19 protein-coding genes are annotated in these 19,749 nt (G+C 60.7%); 2 read left to right on the plus strand and 17 right to left on the minus strand.

The features are described from left to right. Window positions 1-82 precede the first annotated feature (82 nt). On the plus strand, window positions 83-286 hold the full coding sequence (locus tag PZA18_RS17195; RefSeq protein ID WP_284102107.1) for a hypothetical protein: 204 nt from the start codon (window positions 83-85) through the stop codon (window positions 284-286). On the opposite strand, the gene PZA18_RS17200 is transcribed toward PZA18_RS17195, so the two are convergent. The 17 genes from PZA18_RS17200 to PZA18_RS17280 all read right to left on the minus strand — a co-directional run bounded on the left by PZA18_RS17200 (window position 231) and on the right by PZA18_RS17280 (window position 18,534). After that, a complete protein-coding gene (locus PZA18_RS17200; protein ID WP_284102108.1) occupies window positions 231-1,136 on the minus strand; it encodes a hydroxymethylglutaryl-CoA lyase in 906 nt (301 codons plus the stop codon). The genes PZA18_RS17195 and PZA18_RS17200 overlap by 56 nt on opposite strands. A 326-nt stretch (window positions 1,137-1,462) precedes the next feature. Further along, window positions 1,463-2,053, minus strand: a complete 591-nt coding sequence (locus PZA18_RS17205; protein ID WP_284102109.1) for a hypothetical protein — start codon at window positions 2,051-2,053, stop codon at window positions 1,463-1,465. Further along, window positions 2,050-4,044, minus strand: coding sequence for an acetyl/propionyl/methylcrotonyl-CoA carboxylase subunit alpha (locus PZA18_RS17210; protein ID WP_284102110.1), 1,995 nt, complete (start codon window positions 4,042-4,044; stop codon window positions 2,050-2,052). The genes PZA18_RS17205 and PZA18_RS17210 overlap by 4 nt, the downstream gene beginning before the upstream one ends. A gap of 57 nt (window positions 4,045-4,101) precedes the next feature. After that, the gene (locus PZA18_RS17215) at window positions 4,102-4,893 is read right to left on the minus strand and encodes an enoyl-CoA hydratase/isomerase family protein (protein WP_284102111.1); all 792 of its coding nucleotides are present in this window, start codon (window positions 4,891-4,893) and stop codon (window positions 4,102-4,104) included. Between the two features lie 90 nt (window positions 4,894-4,983). Then, the gene (locus PZA18_RS17220) at window positions 4,984-5,424 is read right to left on the minus strand and encodes a GFA family protein (RefSeq protein ID WP_284102112.1); all 441 of its coding nucleotides are present in this window, start codon (window positions 5,422-5,424) and stop codon (window positions 4,984-4,986) included. A gap of 11 nt (window positions 5,425-5,435) precedes the next feature. Continuing rightward, window positions 5,436-6,557 carry an ABC transporter substrate-binding protein gene (locus PZA18_RS17225; RefSeq protein WP_284102113.1) on the minus strand — a complete coding sequence of 374 codons (1,122 nt, stop codon included), beginning with the start codon at window positions 6,555-6,557 and terminating at the stop codon, window positions 5,436-5,438. Window positions 6,558-7,022: 465 nt separating this feature from the next. Beyond that, on the minus strand, window positions 7,023-8,630 hold the full coding sequence (locus PZA18_RS17230; protein WP_284102114.1) for a carboxyl transferase domain-containing protein: 1,608 nt from the start codon (window positions 8,628-8,630) through the stop codon (window positions 7,023-7,025). After that, on the minus strand, window positions 8,627-9,001 hold the full coding sequence (locus tag PZA18_RS17235) for an antibiotic biosynthesis monooxygenase family protein (RefSeq protein WP_308447415.1): 375 nt from the start codon (window positions 8,999-9,001) through the stop codon (window positions 8,627-8,629). Before PZA18_RS17235 ends, PZA18_RS17230 begins: the two co-directional genes overlap by 4 nt. A gap of 5 nt (window positions 9,002-9,006) precedes the next feature. Beyond that, window positions 9,007-10,146 carry an acyl-CoA dehydrogenase family protein gene (locus PZA18_RS17240; protein ID WP_284102115.1) on the minus strand — a complete coding sequence of 380 codons (1,140 nt, stop codon included), beginning with the start codon at window positions 10,144-10,146 and terminating at the stop codon, window positions 9,007-9,009. A gap of 61 nt (window positions 10,147-10,207) precedes the next feature. After that, a complete protein-coding gene (locus PZA18_RS17245; RefSeq protein WP_284102116.1) occupies window positions 10,208-10,807 on the minus strand; it encodes a glutathione S-transferase family protein in 600 nt (199 codons plus the stop codon). Between the two features lies 1 nt (window position 10,808). Then, window positions 10,809-11,276, minus strand: coding sequence for a MaoC family dehydratase (locus tag PZA18_RS17250; RefSeq protein ID WP_284102117.1), 468 nt, complete (start codon window positions 11,274-11,276; stop codon window positions 10,809-10,811). Between the two features lie 29 nt (window positions 11,277-11,305). Next, window positions 11,306-12,070: a substrate-binding periplasmic protein gene (locus tag PZA18_RS17255; RefSeq protein ID WP_284102118.1), complete on the minus strand. Its 765-nt coding sequence runs from the start codon at window positions 12,068-12,070 to the stop codon at window positions 11,306-11,308. Between the two features lie 126 nt (window positions 12,071-12,196). Then, a complete protein-coding gene (locus tag PZA18_RS17260; protein ID WP_284102119.1) occupies window positions 12,197-13,381 on the minus strand; it encodes an acetyl-CoA C-acetyltransferase in 1,185 nt (394 codons plus the stop codon). A 439-nt stretch (window positions 13,382-13,820) separates the two neighbouring features. Beyond that, window positions 13,821-14,870: a GNAT family N-acetyltransferase gene (locus PZA18_RS17265; RefSeq protein ID WP_284102120.1), complete on the minus strand. Its 1,050-nt coding sequence runs from the start codon at window positions 14,868-14,870 to the stop codon at window positions 13,821-13,823. A gap of 22 nt (window positions 14,871-14,892) precedes the next feature. Next, complete coding sequence (locus PZA18_RS17270) at window positions 14,893-16,596, minus strand: AMP-binding protein (protein ID WP_284102121.1); 1,704 nt, start codon at window positions 16,594-16,596, stop codon at window positions 14,893-14,895. A gap of 138 nt (window positions 16,597-16,734) precedes the next feature. Continuing rightward, complete coding sequence (locus PZA18_RS17275; RefSeq protein WP_284102122.1) at window positions 16,735-17,898, minus strand: isovaleryl-CoA dehydrogenase; 1,164 nt, start codon at window positions 17,896-17,898, stop codon at window positions 16,735-16,737. A gap of 252 nt (window positions 17,899-18,150) precedes the next feature. Further along, window positions 18,151-18,534, minus strand: coding sequence for a MerR family transcriptional regulator (locus tag PZA18_RS17280; RefSeq protein WP_284102124.1), 384 nt, complete (start codon window positions 18,532-18,534; stop codon window positions 18,151-18,153). Between the two features lie 112 nt (window positions 18,535-18,646). Between PZA18_RS17280 and PZA18_RS17285 the strand changes: the two genes are divergently transcribed. Further along, the gene (locus PZA18_RS17285) at window positions 18,647-19,696 is read left to right on the plus strand and encodes an MBL fold metallo-hydrolase (RefSeq protein ID WP_284102125.1); all 1,050 of its coding nucleotides are present in this window, start codon (window positions 18,647-18,649) and stop codon (window positions 19,694-19,696) included. Window positions 19,697-19,749 lie beyond the last annotated feature (53 nt).

The raw sequence follows: 19,749 nt of genomic DNA on the forward strand, positions 1-19,749 counted from the left end.
TCGCGGCATAGCCCGATATTGCAGTCAAGGGCAACAAATTTTGTTGCGTTGACAACCGCGTTATGCGGAGGAGGGTAGGCCCATGGTAATGATGCTGGACATGAGCAGTGGCGAGATCGAACGGCCAGTCGTGCAAGACGACCAGCCGCTCCCGATGGTTGCCAGACTGCCGGGTGAGCTGGCGTTGCGGCTGGTACCCGTTTCTGAAGCCATTGATGCGGAACGTCGCTTCAAGCGCTCCGTGCAGCCAATGCAGCCGCCACTTTGGATGTTGGCTGACGATTGAGTTGTGCGTTGATAAAGCGGCCGGCCTCGGCCAGACGGTCGAGGTCGATGCCGCAATCGATCCCCATCCCTTGCAGTAGATACACCACATCTTCTGTTGCGACATTGCCCGAAGCGCCTTTGGCGTAGGGGCAGCCGCCAATGCCTGCGGCAGAGCTGTCCAGAGTGGCAACACCCATTTCCAGTACCGCGTAAAGATTGGCCAGTGCTTGGCCCCAAGTGTCATGAAAATGAGCAGCCAGCTTGTCGATCGGCACGACGCGGCTGACCGTTTCGATCATGGCGCGTGCCTTGATCGGCGTGCCTACGCCAATGGTGTCACCCAGCGAGATTTCATAGCATCCCATATCCAGCAATGCCTTGGAGACCCTCGCCACATCGGCGAGCGGAACCTCGCCTTGATAGGGACAGCCCATGACGCAAGACACGTAGCCACGTACGGCGACACCCTCCGCGCGGGCAGCGGCGAATATGGGCTCGAAACGTTGCAGGCTCTCTTCAATGCTGCAGTTGATGTTTTTTTGCGAGAAGGCTTCCGAGGCAGCGGCAAATACCGCAATTTCATCAACACCGACGGCACGGGCGGCTTCGTAGCCCTTCATATTGGGGACCAGCACCGGGTAGCGGACACCCTGCCGCCGCTTTAAGCCCTGCATGACCTCGGCGTGATCGGCCATCTGTGGCACCCACTTGGGGGATACAAAGGCCGTGGCTTCGATCACCTTGAGGCCGGCGTCCGCCAGCCGGTCGATGAATTCCAGCTTGATGTCAGTGGATAGCGGTGTTTTTTCGTTCTGCAGGCCGTCACGCGGGCCAACTTCCACGATGGTAACTTGCTTTGGGTAACTCATGATTTCTCCTTCTGCTAATCGGACCTGGCTTGACCGGAAACAAAACGTCAACAGAGCCTAGGTTCTGTTGACGTAAGATTTGCAGATCGCGTTTCGCCGGAAAACGGCCTGGAACAAGGCGCAGAGCGTGCCGCATAGTCATTCTATGCAAACGTTCTGCAACACAGGGCCAGGCCGTTTTCCGGCGAAACCCTCCGGGCCGGGTCGATTTTTGGGGCGAGGCGTCGTTAGGGTTCGCTCATTTAGCTCGCTAAACCGCGCTTACCCTGCCTAGCCCTGCCCCAAAACTCGGCCCGGCGCGACTGTAAACCTTGCGTCAACAGAACCTAGTCCGTCAGTCGCAGTGCCATGGCATTCAATTTGTCTGCCAGTTCGGCATCGCTGAGCGGCTTGCTGCGCCGGCTTTCGATGCGAATGGTCAGTAAACGGCTCCAGTCTTCTCCCCAAGCCGGCAGCAGCAAATGCGTTACCACCATCTGGGACGGGGGTGGCAGCACCGGCAGGACATGGGATTGCGGTGGCCAGTCGGTTTTGTTGCGGGCGATCTGGGTCAGCACCTCGAAGCGGCGACCGCCGAATATGAAGCTGCGGGGCCGTGGCAGGGCCCGGATGCCATTACTTTGCTCGGCAAGCTTTTGTTGCTGCTTGCGAAGCGTTGGCCCTGGCAGCCGATAACGCTGGTCACGGGTGCGCAAGCCGCTGATCCAGAAACCATCACCCGCTTCTGTCTGGAAAGAGGCCAGAAACGGTTGGGTTTCGGCGCCGGAAGGGGCGCTGACCACACTGGCGTCATCCGGGGCTTCCAGTGTCAGCCCGAAACCGGGTTCGTTGATGGTCAGCGCCTTGGCTGCGCACGCCCACAGCGTCACCAGAGTCAGGGTGACGCTACGGCGGAACAGGCGGGTGCTGACACTCACACGACGCTCGCCAGGACGGTGCCGGCGCTGACCTGCTCGCCAGGCTGATAATAGACGGCCTCGACCTTGCCGGCAGCGGGCGCGGCGATGGTGTGCTCCATCTTCATTGCTTCCAGGATCAACAGAGGTGAGCCAATTTCCACGGTGTCGCCAACCTGCGCCAGCACGGCAACCACCGTTCCTGGCATCGGTGCGGTCAGCCCGCCGGTTTCGGCCTCTGCCTGCAAGCCCGCCAGCAGCGGATTGAAGGGCTCCAGGGCGATGCTGGTGCCTTCTCGTACCAGTGTCAGGCAGTCCGGGCGGCGGACAACGCTGACACTGAGGCGGCGGCCGTCGAGGTCGGCATACAGGCGACCATCAACACTCAGATCCCCACTGGCGATGATCTGGCGATCGCCGATGTCCAGCTGGTAATGGCCCCGTCGAAAGTAAGCCATGACGGCATATTCCTTGTCGCCGTGCCGGAAGTGCAGCGCGTTGCGGCTATCCTGATTCAGCCGCCAGCCGGTGGTGGCATGCCAGGGCGATTCGGCATCGTTTGAGCGGCTACGGCAGGCTTCGCGCTCACGCTCGATGCGCGCCAGCTCGGCCAGTGCGGCCAGAGCCAGCCACTCGGCGTCGGGCTCGGGCGGCGGGGGAATCAAGGCATCGCGATGGCGAGCAATAAAGCCGGTGTCCAGCTCGGCGGCGGCAAAGGCTGGGTGGGCTGCCAGTTGCTGCAGGAAAGCCAGATTGGTCGTCAGGCCGACGATTTCATAGTCGGCCAGCGCAGTACGCAGACGCGCCAGCGCCGCCTCGCGGTTCTCGCCCCAGACGATGAGTTTGGCGATCATCGGGTCGTAGTACGGGCTGATGCTGTCGCCCGAGACAACACCTGAATCCACCCGCACCAGCGCGGTCTCCTGCGGGGTCTTCAAGTGGGCCAGATGGCCGATGGCGGGCAGGAAGTCATTGGCTGGGTCTTCGGCGTAGATACGGGCTTCGAAGGCATGGCCACGAATCGCCAGCTCGTCCTGCAAGAGGGGCAAGCGCTGCTTCGACGCCACCCGCAGCTGCCATTCGACCAGATCCTGACCGGTGATCATCTCGGTGACGGGGTGTTCCACCTGCAGCCGGGTGTTCATTTCCATGAAATAGAAGGCGCCGGTGAGTGTGTCGAAAATGAACTCGACCGTGCCCGCGCCAACATAGCCAATCGCCTTGGCAGCGGCGACGGCCGCTTCGCCCATCTCGCGGCGACGTGCCTCGGTCATGCCGGGGGCGGGTGCTTCCTCCAGTACTTTCTGGTGCCGGCGCTGCACCGAACAATCGCGCTCGAACAGGTAGACGGCATGGCCCTGCGTGTCGGCAAAAACCTGAATCTCGATATGGCGTGGTTTGGTGAGGTACTTTTCGATCAGCACCTTGTCGTCGCTGAAGCTGGCGAGTGCTTCACGTTTGGCCGATGCCAGCTGACCGGCGAAGTCTTCTGCCCGCTCGACAATCTTCATGCCCTTGCCGCCGCCGCCTGCGCTGGCCTTGATCAGTACCGGATAGCCGATCCGGTTGGCTTCGCGCTGCAGAAGGTCGTCCGACTGATCATCGCCGTGATACCCCGGCACGAGCGGTACGCTGGCTTTTTCCATCAGCGCTTTGGCGGCCGATTTCGATCCCATTGCGGCAATCGCCGAGGCGGGTGGGCCGATAAAAACGACACCAGCGGCTTCGCAGGCCGCTGCAAAGTCTTCGTTCTCCGATAGAAAGCCATAGCCGGGGTGTATGGCTTGCGCGCCTGACCGGCGTGCGATGTCGAGTATCAGTTCACCTTTCAGATAACTCTCTTTGGGCGCTGCCGGGCCAAGCCGGTACGCTTCGTCGGCCAGCTTGACATGCCGCGCATCGGCATCGGCATCCGAGTAGACTGCGACGGTGCGAATGCCCAGCAACTTGGCAGTTTTGATAACGCGGCAGGCGATTTCGCCTCGGTTGGCGATCAGGATCTTCTTGAACATGGAAAACTCGGGTTTCTGATGTGGTCGGTCTGGTTTGGGTTCTACGGCTAACAGAGCCTAGTGAGGCTTTACCCAGCTGGCGCTGCGCTTTTCCAGAAAAGCGCTGACGCCTTCCTTGCCCTCGGCGGAGGAGCGGATGCGGGCGATGCTGTGGGCGGTGTCGTCGATCAAGGCTTCGTTCACCGGCCGGTCGCTGACGTTGGCGATCAGGCGCTTTGCGGCGGCCATGGCCTGCGGGCCGTTGCCCAGGAGGGCGGCAATCCAGCCTTCGACGGTGTCATCGAGAGAATCAGCGGGGGTGATGTCATGAATCAGGCCAAGCCGCAATGCTTCTTCTGCATTGAAGCGCTCGGCGGTCAGAAAATAACGGCGAGCGGCCGATTTGCCGATCTTGCCGATTACATAGGGGCTGATCACAGCGGGAATCAGCCCCAGTTTGACTTCGCTCAGGCAGAAGCTGGCTTCGGGTGCGGCCACGGCGAGGTCGCAGCAGGCAACCAGCCCGACGCCGCCGCCAAACGCTGCGCCTTGCACCCGCGCAATCGTGGGCTTGGGCAGGCTATCGAGTGTCTGCATCAGCCGGGCCAGGCCCATGGCATCGTTGTAATTCTCGGTCTCGCCGTAGCTGGCCATGCGGCGCATCCAGTTCAGATCGGCGCCTGCAGAGAAGCTGCGGCCGCGCCCGGCCAGAACCACGATCCGCACCGTCGGGTCTTGCCCGAGTCCGGCGAAGGTGTGGGTCAGGTCGGCAATCAGTCCGTCATCAAAAGCGTTGTGCAGATCGGCGCGATTGAGCCAGACCGTGGCAACGCCACGGGCGTCGGTCTGAATGTCGAGATTGGCGGTCATGATGTTTCCCTCTTCTGGTCGGTTGTCCGGCGGTGCCGGACTGATTCGGTCGGTGATGCCGGGTGTAGGCTCGCCGTTGGCGGGGCCTGGTTATTTTCCGGCGTCGTCCAGCAGTTCGGTGCCGGATTCGCCCCCGTAGTGCGGATGCTGATCGACGGTTGGTGCCCACTTGACATGGCTATCCCAGAACACATGCGCAGTGGGCTCGCGGTCGAGCGGAGTGAGCAGGCTGGCCAGGGTGATGTGCATTTCCCCTGGCCAGCGGCTGGATTGAAAAAACAGCCGGCTGCCACAGTCGCGACAAAAGCCGCGACGGGCAGCTGCTGACGATTGATGCCAGTGCAGCAGGTTCTGGTCATCATGAATGTGCAGGCGACACTCTGCGATGCCGAACCAGGTGACAAAGGCCGCGCCGTGCGAACGTCGGCATTGCGTACAGTGGCAATGTGCCGCCCAGAGGCTGGGCGGCGTCACTTCAAATTCAATCGCGCCGCACAGGCACTGACCTTTGATCACGGGCGGGTTCGGCATGACGGGCACTCTTAATGCGCCAATCGGCCATCGGCGCCGATCATGGTCAGCTCGACGTAACGTGAGCCTTGGTTGCGACGGTCAAAGTCAACGGTATAGCCACCGATATCGACTTTGCCCATTTCTTCCATGGCCTTGAGTACAGTCGCCCGGTTGGCCGAACGCCCACCCGCACGGCGGATGGCTTCCACAGCCACCTTGGTGTTGATGAAACCTTCCAGTGTGTAATAGCTGGGCTTGGTTTCCGGCGTGTATTTCTTCATGGCATCGTGCATCTCGCGGATGACGGCAATGCGCGTGTTATCGAAGTAGGGCGCAATCTGGGCGATGCCGATGCCGTGGGCCAGCTGCGGACCGAGTTCTTTCACCAGGTTCTCGTAATTGACGGTCGAGAGGTGAAACAGCTGTGCGGTGCCGCCGGCTTGCCGGTATTCACGCACAAAGCTGACGGTGGGTTTCAGCGAGGAAATCATCACGATCGCCAATGCCCGGCTCTGCGCCAGCTTGACTGCGGCAGGCTTGCCGTCGTTCAGCTTGTTGTCGTAGCTCGCCGCATCGACCAGCGGCATTTTGTTGGTGGTCAGCGCCTTTTCCAGCGCTTCCTTGCCGCCCATGCCGAATACGCCGCTTTCGTGGTAGACCGCGACATCCACCAGACCCATGCCTTTGAGGATATCGACGATGCGGACGATTTCGTCGGCGTAGCTGGCACGCAGGTGAAACACATTGGATGGGCTCTCGCGCAGGTTCGATGCCCCCGTCAATGTGCCAACCAGCGCGACTTTGTTGGTGTCGAGCAACTTGCTCTTCAGCAACTCGCCGGTGGTGGCCGTACCCAGATACGAAGTCAGAATCAGTGCGTTTTCCTTTTCCAGCAGGGTGTGGGTGTTTGTCACGGTGTTGTCGGGTTTGTACTGGTCATCCAGCGTAACCAGCCTGAGCTTTTCCCCGCTGATACCGCCTTTGGCGTTGACGGCTTCGATGTAAGCTCGGGCCCCGGCCATCAGGCCCTTGCCCATATCGCCGACAGCGCCGCTGAGCGGGGTGGATTGACCCACGACGATGTCGGCGTGAGCGATACCAAGACTACAGGCGGTGCAAATTGCGGTGCGAGCGATCAGTTGACGAATCATCTTTCATGTCCTCCAAGCATTAACGAATCAACGAAATGCCATGCCGGCAGCGCGGACATCGGGAGTGGTACGTTGTCGCGTGGCGCGCCAACGTACGCTCGAAAAGTCCGTGTCATGCCGGGGATGTACCCACATCAGCCGGAGGACGTGCAATGTGCAGACCTGCCTGATTTGACAGCTGTCTCGCCATTTGGATCAGGTTCTAATCGTCTCCCTCAAGCCCATCTTGCCGGTGAAGCGGCCTGCCGGATGCGCGTGAGCGCAGGGTGCAAACCACTTTTGAACAGTGCGGCAGGCTGGTCTCGGTCCTGCGGCACTGTCCGGGGCTTCTGTGTTGACATCCGAATCCGCCATCTCACAATTTTGCGCACTGCATCAATGTGATTGAAGGATTCCGCTGAGTGAATGACAGTCAGGTAATGTCAGACATCACAAGGATTCCCGCCCGACGTTCACTCAGTGACGCTACATTCTAAACACACCAAACTTGGTTTCTTCCAGTGTTTTATTCAAGCTGGCTGAAATAGCCAATCCCAACACCATGCGCGTGTCCTTCGGGTCGATGATGCCGTCATCCCATAAACGGCTGGTCGCATAGTAGGGATGGCTCTGGGCATCGAACTGTTCGCGCAGCGGTTTCTTGATGGCTTCGCGCTCTTCATCGCTCAGTGTCTTGCCCTGTTTGGCAAGACCTTCTTCCCGAACCTGGGCCAGCACCCCTGCTGCCTGCTCGCCCCCCATCACGGCGATTCGCGCATTGGGCCACATCCAGAGGAAATTGGGGTTGTAGGCACGACCACACATACCGTAGTTGCCGGCACCGAAGCTGCCACCCACGATCACCGTAAACTTGGGTACCTTGCTGGTTGCCACTGCCGTGACCATTTTGGCGCCGTGCTTGGCGATCCCCTCGGCTTCGTATTGGCGGCCTACCATGAAACCGGTGATGTTCTGCAGGAAGACCAGGGGAATGCCACGCTGCGAGCACAGCTCGATAAAGTGGGCGCCCTTCATGGCTGATTCGGAAAACAGCACGCCATTGTTGGCGACGATGCCGACCGGGTAGCCGTGGATATGGGCGAAGCCCGTTACCAGGGTGGTGCCGTAATGCTCCTTGAATTCATCGAAGCGGCTGCCATCGACGATGCGGGCAATGACCTGGCGGATATCGAAAGGCTTTTTCAGGTCGGCACCGACGATGCCATACAGCTCGTCCGCGTCGTATCTGGGCGCCTCGACCGGCCGGGTGGTCACCGGCATGGCTTTTTTCCAGTTGAGATTGGCGACCACACGTCGCACCAGATCCAGCGCGTGCGCATCGTTGAGGGCATAGTAGTCGGCGACGCCACTGATTTTGGCGTGAACATCGGCGCCACCGAGTTCTTCGGCGGTGACGACTTCACCGGTTGCGGCTTTCACCAAGGGGGGGCCGGCCAGGAAAATCGTGCCCTGATTCTTGACGATGACCGAGTAGTCGGACATGGCCGGCACATAGGCGCCGCCCGCTGTGCAGGAGCCGAGCACGGCGGCAATCTGCGGGATGCCCTGCGCACTCAGATTGGCCTGGTTGTAGAAGATGCGACCGAAGTGGTCGCGATCCGGAAAAACCTCGTCCTGATTGGGCAGGTTGGCGCCTCCGGAGTCAACCAGGGCTATGCAGGGCAGGCCATTGGCGGCGGCAATCTCTTGCGCCCGCAGATGCTTCTTGACGGTGGTCGGGTAGTAAGTGCCGCCTTTCACTGTGGCATCGTTGGCAATGATCATGCACTCGACGCCAGAGACCCGGCCGATACCGGCAATCAATCCGGCGGAGGGCACCTGATTGTCGTACTGGTCCCAGGCGGCCAGCTGGGCGACTTCCAGAAAGGGCGAGCCGATGTCGAGCAGCTGGGCGACACGGTCGCGTGGCAGCAGCTTGCCACGGGCGGTGTGGCGGTTGCGGGCGGTTTCACCGCCGCCTTGTTCAATCTGAGCGACTTTTTCGCGCAGATCGGCCACCAGTGCAGCCATCGCCGCATGATTGGCCTTGTATTGCTCGGATTTGGGGTTGACCTGACTCGGAATGGTATTCATTGCTGAGACGATTCTTCAGATGGGGCGGTTGAGGTGTCCAAACGCTCAGTATCGAAACTGTAAGCACGTTCGACCTTGGCAACACGGGTGGTAAAGGCGCGATACCAGCGGCCACGGCCGTTTTCCCGTGCTATCTGGTGTTCGGCATGCGCCTTCCAGCCGGCAATGGCCGCTTCGCTTTCCCAGTAGCTGACCGTGATGCCGAAGCCGTCAGCCCCCCGCACCGATTCCACGCCGAGAAAGCCAGGCTGCTGGGCTGCGAGTTCGACCATGCGTTCTGCGGTCAGGCCATAGCCTTCCGGGTCGGTTGCTGCGCGTTGATTGGTAAAGATTACGGCGTAATAAGGCGGTTTGGGGGTATTGGCAAACATGGGGCTTATACCTCGTTGCCGATGGCGCGGCCGATGACGATGCGCTGGATGTCGGAGGTGCCTTCGTAGATCTGGCACACGCGCACATCACGATAGATGCGCTCGACCGGGAAATCGCAGAGGAAACCATAGCCACCATGAATCTGGATGGCATCGGTACAGACCTGCTCGGCCATTTCGCTGGCAAACAGCTTGGCCATTGATGCTTCCTTCAGGCAGGGCTGGCCGGCATCCTTCAGCACGGCGGCGTGCCAGATCAGCTGGCGGGCGGCTTCGATACGCGTGGCCATGTCAGCCAGCCGGAAGTTGACGGCCTGGTGTTCGTAAATGGGCTTGCCAAAGGCGATGCGTTCCTTGCTGTAGCGCAGCGCGCACTCATAGGCCGAACGTGCCATGCCCAGCGCCTGGGCAGCGATGCCGATACGGCCGGACTCCAGCGACGACAGTGCAATCTTGTAACCATCGCCTTCATTGCTGAGGCGGTTGGCAACCGGCACCCGGCAGTTGTCGAGGACGATTGCGCAGGTGTCCGAGGCGTTCTGGCCGAGCTTTTTCTCGATGCGCGAGACGATATAGCCGGGAGTGTCGGTCGGGACGATGAATGCGGACAAGCCTTTCTTGCCGGCTTCCGGGTTGGTGACGGCAATGACGATAGCGATCCTGCCGTTCTTGCCGTTGGTGATGAACTGTTTGGCGCCATTGAGCACGTAGTGGTCGCCATCGAGCACGGCCCGGGTCTTGATGGCGCCGGCATCCGAGCCGACCTGCGGCTCGGTCAGACAGAATGCCCCGATCCATTCGCCGCTGGCGAGTTTCTTCAGGTATTTGTCTTTCTGAGCATCACTGCCGAAAGCGTGGATAGGACCACAGCCGACAGAGTTGTGTACCGAGACGATGGTCGAAAAGGCGCCATCGCCGGCAGCCAGTTCTTCGATGGCCACGGCGGCGGCCAGGTAATCCAGCCCGGCGCCGTTCCATTCGGTCGGGATGGTGAGACCCATCAGCCCCAGCTCGGCCGCGACGGCAATTTCGTCATACGGAAAAGCGTGGGTTTCGTCGCGCAGGCCGGCGGTGTGCCAGAGGGACTCCTGGGCAAAAGCGCGAACGGCGTCGCGGATCATCTGGTGATCTTGATCGAGGATCACGGCTTACTCCTGTGAAGGGCTGAAAACAGCTGTAAACGACATTAATCGGAAAAAACGGCGCTCAGGCCCGGCTGGCAGCAACTGCGTAGGCGGGCCTTGCCAGACAGCGGCTTAGCCATTCCGCCAGATTCGGCCAACGGCCCAGGTCCATCTTGTGAATGAGGTTGATAACGCTGGCCACGTTGAGGTCAGCGATGCTGAAGGTATTGCCGATCAGCCAGTCTCGGCCGGTCAGTGCCAGTTCCAGCCGGTCAAACGGGCGGGTGAGTTCCTGTGCCGCCAGCTGGGCTTTATCGGCGTCGCGCAGGCTTTCGGGCAGCCACAGGCTATGGCTGGCCCAGCGGGTATAGGGGGCTTCCAGGCTGGTGGCGGCCCAGAGTGTCCACTGCCACAACAGCGATTCGGCATGAGGGGCCTCGGGCAGCAGGCGGCCGGTCTTATGGGCAAGATGGACGTTGATGGCCAGCGATTCGGCCATGACAAAGCCGGCATCATCAATGGCCGGGATACTCCCGGCCGGATTGATGCGCAGGTATACCGGGTTGGCAGAGGCTTCGCGCCAGTCGATGGGCTCGTGCTGGTAGGTCAAACCCAGTTCTTCGGCCGCCCACAGAACCCTGAAGGCGCGGGAGCGGGCGGTGCCGTATATGGTGAGGGTCATGCTAGACAGTCTCCGTTCGGGCCTGGACCCAGATCGCGTTTTCCAGACTCATGGCAAGCTCGCCATGCTGGTTGAAGGTACGCCATGCCAGTTGCACGACACCGAAACCGGGCCGTGACTGTGAGCGCTTGCGCGACAATACATCGAATTCGGCCGTCAGGGTGTCGCCGGGCTTGACCGGGCGATGCCACATCAGCTTGTCGATCTGCAGGCCGACCAGGCCATTGGCGATCCGGGACAGCTCGGAATCGGCCAGCATCCGCATGGTCAGGGCGGCGGTCTGCCAGCCCGAGGCCACCAGACTGCCGAACACGCTGGCCTCGGCCGCAACCGGATCAAGGTGAAACGGTTGGGGATCGTAGCGGCCGGCAAAGGCCGCGACTTCGGCGGAGTCGACATGGATGGGGCCGGCGCGGAATACCCGGCCAGGGTTCAGGTCTTCAAAGTACAGAGGGCTGGAATCTGTCACGGCAGGTATCAATCAAGGTTACGTCGGGGTCACTGCAAGGGTGACCGGTAGGTTTCCATCAGCTGGTCGAATGCACCGCGCTCACGCAGCTGCTGCACAGCCTGAATCACCTTGTTGGCGTTGATCGGGCTGGCTTTCGGAATCGCACATTCGGTAGGCGTGGTGGAAAACACCAGATCACTCATCACCAGTTGGCTCTTGGCTTCCGGGTTGTTTTTCAGGTACAGCGCTATCTGCAGGTCAGTGCTGATGACGGCACCCACCAGATGCCGCTCCAGCAGACGGAAGTTCGCGACATGGTCGGTCTGGTAGGTGGCCCGGAGGCTGCCGTCACGCAGCATGGGTTCGAGCGGCGGGTAATGAAAACCCAGCATCAAGCCGATATTCAGACCACGCAGATCCTGATAACCACGGACATCCAGCTTGTCCTGACGATGCAGCAGGATGCGCTCAACCTGCGGTACGGTCGGGCCGGTCCAGAGCAGGTCTTCGGGCTGCGAGGTCCATTGCCTGGAGGTGAAACAGACCAGATCGACATGCCCCTGACGCAAGGCCAGATCGACCCGTCGGCGTGACAGCACGATGTACTGTGTGGGCATCTTCAGCTGGCCGGCGATCAGATCGACCATATCCTTGATCAGCCCGCCTGCAGGCTTGCTGCGCGCGACATCGGCGAATTCCACCATTGGCGGCGAGTCGCATTCGCAAATCACGGCCCGCAGGGGATTGGCCATGCCGGTCGAGGCCAGACACAGGCTGGCGGCTGCCAGTAAAGAATGTCGTAAAGGGTTCATGATCCACCTCCAGATCGGTCTGCTGTGCCGACGGGGCGCACCTGCCGCGCAGGCGCCCGCCGAAAGCCGCAGGTATCCGGCAGCGCGTGCCGGACACCTGGCGGCAGGCCGATCAGATCAGTTTGATCAGATCAGCTCGATGGCCAGCGCGGTGGCTTCACCGCCACCGATACACAAGCTGGCAACGCCACGTTGCTTGCCATACTTCTTCAGTGCGTAGATCAGCGTTGTCACGATCCGCGCACCCGATGCGCCGATGGGGTGGCCCAGTGCGCAGGCGCCGCCGTGAACATTGACCTTGTGGGCGGGCAGATCCAGCTCATGCATGGCAGCCATGGTTACCACGGCAAATGCTTCATTGATTTCATACAGATCGACCGAGTCGGCACTCCAGCCGGTCTTCTCGAACAGCTTTTTCATGGCGCCAACCGGGGCGGTGGTGAACCAGCCCGGTTCCTGAGCGTGGCTGGCGTGGCCAACGATGCGGGCCAGTGGCGTCAGACCACGGCGCTGGGCTTCGGACTCACGCATCAAGACCAGTGCTGCCGCGCCATCCGAGATCGACGACGAGTTGGCGGCGGTGACGGTGCCGTCCTTCTTGAACGCGGGCTTGAGACCAGGGATTTTTTCCGGCTGGGCTTTCATGGGCTGCTCGTCCGTATCGACGATGACATCGCCTTTCTTGCCCGCCACCGTGACGGCGGCGATTTCATCGCGGAACCAGCCACCTTGCACGGCCGACTGCGCGCGTGATAACGAAGTCAGGGCGAATTCATCCTGTGCCTGACGGGTAAAGCTGTACTTGCTGGCACACTCTTCGGCAAAGGTGCCCATCAGACGGCCTTTATCGTAGGCGTCTTCCAGACCGTCGAGGAACATATGGTCTTTGACTTCACCATGACCGAGGCGGAAGCCGCCACGGGCCTTGGGCAACAGATAGGGGGCATTGCTCATGCTTTCCATGCCGCCGGCGATCATCACGCTATTGCTGCCGGCCTTGAGCAGATCGTTGGCCAGCATGATGGCCTTCATGCCGGAACCGCACATCTTGTTGATGGTGGTGCAGTTGGCCGACAGCGGCAGGCCGGCACCAAGGGCCGCCTGACGTGCCGGTGCCTGGCCCTGACCTGCTGGCAGTACATTGCCCATGATCACTTCTTCGACGTCGGTGGCGGCGATGCCAGCACGCTCGACGGCAGCACGGATGGCGCTTGCACCCAGTTGTGAGGCAGTCAGGCTGCTGAAGTCGCCCATCAGGCCCCCCATCGGGGTGCGGGCGGCCGATACGATGACGATGGTGTCGTTGCTCATGTGTTGTCTCCTTGTGGGGTGTTCAGTCCGGGTCGATTGGGTCGGGCGCTGTTGCGGTTTTTCTCCGGTTGTGCCGGGCCGACTGTTCGGGCCTAGGCTCTGTTGACATTTTATTTCCGGATCGCGTTTCGTCGGATTTGGGCCTGATGCAAGGCGAAAAGCGCGCCGCTTAGTGGGCTAAGCAAGCGATTTTCAACACCGCAGCAGGCCCAAATCCGGCGAAACCCTCCGGGCCGGGTCGATTTTTGGGGCATGGCGTCGTTAGGGTTCGTTTATTTAGCTCGCTAAACCTCACTCACCCTGCCTAGCCCTGCCCCAAAACTCGGCCTGGCGCGACCGGAAACAAAACGTCAACAGAGCCTTGCATCAGGCATTCAATCCGCTGAAACGCGGTGCAAAAATTAAAATGTCTACAAAACCTGAGTGCTGTTTAGTTGCTTCAGGTCTTGGTGGCGGGTTGCGATGGGGAGGTACCCATCGGAAAACCGCTCGCCAAGCGATCATCTGCCGCCATGTCCGGGCGCAGACGTGCATACAGATGCTGGTCTATCGGCTTGCCAGCCTTGAGCAGGCTCCGGCGCAGCGTGCCTTCGTGCTCGTAGCCATTGACTTCCAAAGTACGCACGGCACCGTGGTTGCCATCGAATATATAAGCTTCGATTCGTTCTACGCCGCGCAGTTGCAAGCCGAAGTCGCTGACGGCACCTACAGCGGCACTGGCGATGCCGCGGCCCCAGCGGCTGTCTGTCAGCCAATAGCCGATGCTGGCACTGCAGGCCGCGTGCCCGCTGCCTTGTGTCAGTGAAATACTGCCGGCGGCTTCGCCATCCACTTCGATGGCCCAGTTGAAGCTACTGACTTCCAGCCAGCCACCCCCAATCCAGTCTTCGGCATCGGCAAGCGAGTAGGGCGAAGGGAAGCGGTCATCCAGCCAGCTGGTGATTCTGGGGCTATTGGCGTGGCGGGCCAACGCCGGGGCGTCGGCCAGTTGCCAGGGCCGCAGTCGTGCCCCATTCAGCGCCAGTGTCGGGGTTGCGGTGGGGTAGAGCAGCTCATAGCGCTCGCATAGCAAGGGGGTCTGTGCATCCAATATCAGATCGGCAGGCCGGGTACGGCTGAAGTAGTCGAGATGCGCGGCATGCCATGCTGCGTAATCCCCTTCGCCTTCGGCCAGCGCAAAGTCTTCCGGAACTTCGCCCAACGCATGCTCTACCACCGATACCAGGCGAATCACGCACAAGGGGTGCCCGGCATGGTCGGTGATCAGACTCACATCGCCGACCGTGCCCTGATTCGCCGGATCCTGGTCGGCCCAGTATTTGAGGCCGCAGCTGGCAGTCTTCACCCCGGACCGCACCAGGGAGCCGAGCTGACGTGCCAGCTCTGGGGTATCACCAAAATGCCAGACGGTGTGCGGCGTATCGACCGGCATGCCGGCCGACTTGCAAGCGGTGAGCCAGAACTGGCGCTGAAGCGAATGCGGTGTCATGTCGTGACGTGGCGGCATGGGTTCAGGCGGTGACGGCGGCAACCAGCCCCAGCTCTTCCGACATGATTTCACGCATGCGGAATTTCTGGATCTTGCCGGTGACGGTCATCGGAAAGCTGTCTACAAAGCGGATGTAGCGCGGGATCTTGAAGTGGGCGATCTGGTCCCGGCAGAAGGCACGGATGTCTTCATCGCTGGCGGCTTCGCCTTCCTTCAGAATGACCCAGGCGCATAGTTCCTCGCCATATTTGGGGTCTGGCACGCCAACCACCTGCACATCGCGCACTTTGGGATGACGATAGAGAAACTCTTCGATTTCCCGTGGGTATAGATTTTCACCGCCCCGGATCACCATATCCTTGATGCGGCCAACGATATTGCAGTAGCCCTCGGCGTCGATCACGCCAAGATCGCCGGTATGCATCCAGCCAGCCGCATCAACGGCTTCACGGGTTTTGGCCTCGTCAGCCCAGTAGCCGATCATGACCGAATAGCCCCGGGTACACAGCTCACCCGGTGTGCCACGCGGCACGACCCGGCCCTCACCATCCACAATCTTGACTTCCAGGTGCGGGTGGATACGGCCGACGGTTGAGACGCGGCGATCCAGCGGTTCGTCGGTGCCACTCTGGAAGCTCACCGGCGAGGTTTCGGTCATGCCGTAGGCGATGGTGACTTCGGCCATATGCATGTCGCTGACCACCCGCTTCATGACTTCGACCGGGCACGGCGAGCCGGCCATGATGCCGGTCCGCAGGGTGGAAAGGTCATATCGGGTAAAGTCGGCATGGCCCAGCAGGGCGATGAACATGGTCGGGACACCATGCAAGCCGGTGCAACGCTCGGCCACCACGGTTTCGAGTACCGCTGTCGGGTCGAAGCTCTCATCGGGGTAGACGATGGTGGCGCCGTGAGTCGTGCAGGCCAGATTGCCAAGCACCATGCCGAAGCAATGGTAGAGCGGAACCGGGATGCACAGCCGGTCGGCAGGGGTCAGTTTCATTGCCTCGCCAATGAAATAGCCATTATTGAGGATGTTGTGATGGCTGAGGGTGGCGCCTTTGGGAAAACCCGTGGTGCCCGAGGTGAACTGGATATTGATCGGATCATCGAATTGCAGCGTCGCGGCAACTTGCTCCAGCCGTGTCATGGCCTCTGCCGGCGCGGCTTGCAACAGACCGGAGAAATTCAGCATGCCGGCTGAGTGTGCATCGCCCAGGCGGATCACGACCCGCAGGTCTGGCAGGCGCGCGGCCTTGAGCAGGCCCGGTGTGGCGTGGTCCAGCTCAGGGGCCAGTTCGTGCAGCATGGCGAGGTAGTCACTGGATTTGAGTCGCGGGGCGAGCACCAGCGCACTGCAGCCGACCTTGTTCAGGGCGTATTCCAGCTCGGCGACGCGGTAAGCCGGATTGATATTGACCAGGATCAGCCCGGCTTTGGCGGTGGCGAACTGCATGACGACCCATTCCGCACAATTGGGCGCCCAGATGCCGATACGGTCTCCGGGTTCCAATCCCAACGCCAGCAGATGGGCGGCGCAGGCGTCCACTTTCTGTTTGAGCTCGGCGTAGCTCCAGCGAACATGCTGATGGCGGACGACCAGCGCTTCCCGATCACTCCAGCGGGCGGCCGCCGCATCGAAGTTGGCGCCGATGGTCTGGCCGAGCAGGGGTTGGCTGGAGGTGCCGCTGACATAGCTGGGCAGGGGGTGGGGTAGTGCGGTCATACAGGTCTCCTTTCGCGCCGCGTGGTGGCGGTCTTCGCTGCTGTACTTCCAGTCTTGGGTCTGCCCCGGCCGAGTTGGCGGTGCGGGGCAGGGGTGTCACGTCATGCCGCAATCCGATGCAGAATCGTTGACCGGCTGTCAGCGTGTTTCGTTGAACAATTCACGGCCGATCAGCATGCGGCGGATTTCGCTGGTGCCTGCGCCGATTTCGTAGAGCTTTGCATCGCGCCAGAGACGTCCGACCGGGTATTCGTTGATGTAACCGTTACCACCGAGTGTCTGAATGGCTTCGCCGGCCATCCAGGTGGCTTTCTCGGCAGCATAGAGAATAGCGCCGGCAGCATCCTTGCGGGTAGTCTCGCCACGATCCAGCGCCCGGCCAACGGTGTAGACATAGGCGCGGCAAGCGCTCCAGGTGGCATACATATCGGCCAGTTTGCCCTGCATCAGCTCGAATTCGCCGATAGCCTGACCAAACTGCTTGCGCTCATGCACATAGGGCACAACAGCGTCCATACAGGCAGCCATGATGCCCAGCGGGCCGCCGGCCAATACGGCGCGTTCGTAATCCAGACCACTCATCAGCACGTTCACGCCACGACCTTCGGCACCCAGAATGTTCTCGGCAGGCACTTCCACATCGTCGAAGAACAGCGGGTAGGTGTTGGAGCCGCGCATGCCCAGCTTGTCGAGCTTGCTGCCATAGCTGAAGCCCTTCATACTTTTTTCGATCAGGAAAGCGGTGATGCCCTTGGGGCCGGCGTTGACGTCGGTCTTGGCGTAAACCACCAGCACATCGGCATCGCCACCGTTGGTGATCCACATTTTCGAACCATTCAGGACGTAGCGGTCACCGCGTTTGTCGGCACGCAGCTTCATGCTGACCACGTCAGAACCGGCATTGGGCTCGCTCATGGCCAGTGCGCCGACGTAGTCGCCCGAAATCAGCTTGGGCAGAAAGCGGCGCTTCTGTTCTTCATTGCCATTCTTGCGGATCTGGTTGACGCATAGATTGGAGTGCGCGCCGTACGACAGCCCGACCGAAGCCGAGCCTCGGGAGATTTCTTCCATTGCCACGATATGGGCGAGATAGCCCATATTGGCGCCACCATATTCTTCTTCGACCGTCAGGCCCAAAACGCCCAGATCACCGAATTTCTTCCACATGGGGGCAGGAAAAATATTGTCGCGGTCAATGTCTGCAGCGTGGGGGGCAAGCTCGGCATCAACAAAGTTGCGGACGGCGTCGCGCAGCATGTCGATTTCTTCACCGAGGCCGAAATTAAGTGAGGGAATTAGCATGGTGGGGTCTCCTGAAGCGCAGCCAGTGCGCATTCGCATAGGTGGTCGGTCGTGGTCGGCGCCACGTTGTCTTTGGCCTGCGCCGCAGGGCGTCACCCCTTGGCGTGATGGCTTCTGGTCTGATACGAACCTGGATACAGATTTTGCACAGCCGCATTCTAATTGGAAGTGTGCCGAGCAATTGGGGTTAACTGTAAGTGACGTTTACGTTAACGTCAATTGTGGCTGAAATGACGCAGTGTGCGGGCCGGTTCAGCGCTCCAACAGCTCCTGGCACTGGCGCTCCAGCTCGTCGATTTCACCCAGCACCGACTGGATGTCATGCAGCTGTTGCTCCAGAGCAGAACGCTTGCCATGCAGGTAGTCCAGCAGCTTCACGGCCTGCGGTTTCTCGTCGCGGGCGGCATCGTACAAACCGAACAGTTCGCGGATCTCCTGCAGGGTAAAACCCAGTCGTTTTCCCCGCAAAATCAATTTGAGGCGGGTGTGGTCGGCCTTGTTGTAAACGCGGGTGCGGCCGTTGCGCTCGGGGGTCAGCAGGCCCTGATCTTCGTAAAAGCGGATGGCGCGGGTGGTGAGGGCAAACTCGCGGGCGAGCTGGGTAATGGTGTAGTGGGGGGTGTCGTTATCTGTCATGAAAAGGCGGGTCTGCGCGGGCCGGCAGACGTTTGCGGCAGATTGGAAATATTCGCGGTAGATCGAAAGCTCGATTCATAATGGCTTACCTTGCCGTACCGCACAACTTTGTATGACAGAACTCGACTACCCCTTTGATCGCACCCTGCCTGACCCAGGCACCATCTTGCCTGTTGCGCCGGGCGTGTATTGGCTGCGTATGCCACTGCCGTTCCAGCTCTCGCATATCAACCTCTGGCTGCTGGATGACGGCGATGGCTGGACCATCGTTGACTGCGGTTACGGTAGCGACGAAACCCGCGCCCTGTGGCAGCAGATCTTCGATACGCAGCTGGCCGGGCGCCCGGTGCGCCGGATTGTGGTGACGCACGATCATCCCGACCATATCGGTCTGGCCGACTGGCTGGCCTGCCGTTTCGAGGTGCCTGTCTGGATGACGGCCGGGGAATACTTTGCGGCGCATCTGGTCTGGCGCGATCTCGGTGGCTTCTCGGGGGAGGAGCTGGCCGCGCATTTTCATCGCCATGGCATTTCGGAGGAGACCCGCCATCTGCTGCTGTCAGGAGGCAACAGCTACACCCGGGGCGTTCCCAGCCTGCCTGCGAGCTACCACCGGCTGCGTGAGGGCTCGATGCTGAATATGGGTGGCGCTCGCTGGGAGGTCATCATCGGCTACGGACACTCTCCTGAACATGCAGCCCTCTACTGTGCAGAGAAACGGGTGTTGATCGCGGGCGATATGCTGCTGCCCACCATCAGCACCAACGTCGGCAGCTGGCCAGCGGAGCCGGAAGGTGATCCGGTCCAGTTATTCCTCGACTCGATCACCCGTTTCGAAACCTTGCCTGAAGACACGCTGGTGTTGCCGTCCCATGGCCGGCCTTTCCGTGGCATCCAGCCACGCGTTGAAGCCTTGCGTCTGCATCATCAGGAGCGCTTGCAGCTGCTGGTGGATTCGTGTGAACAGCCGCGCACGGCTTTTGAGCTGATCCCGATCCTGTTTGGTCGGGATTTCGATCTGTACCAGACCTTTTTCGCGCTGGCGGAATGTGTGGCTCACCTCAATCACCTCTGGCATACCGGTCGTTTGCTTCGCCATGCAGATGATCAGGGAGTGCTGCGTTTTGGGCGGGCCTCTGGTATACGCGCCGTGAACGCCTGAATTAGCCCGGGGTCACATCGCTCGCTCGCATTGACGCGCCTTGGGCGCGTCGC

The organism is Parachitinimonas caeni (assembly GCF_030129945.1).
Taxonomy (GTDB): Bacteria; Pseudomonadota; Gammaproteobacteria; order Burkholderiales; family Chitinimonadaceae; genus Parachitinimonas; species Parachitinimonas caeni.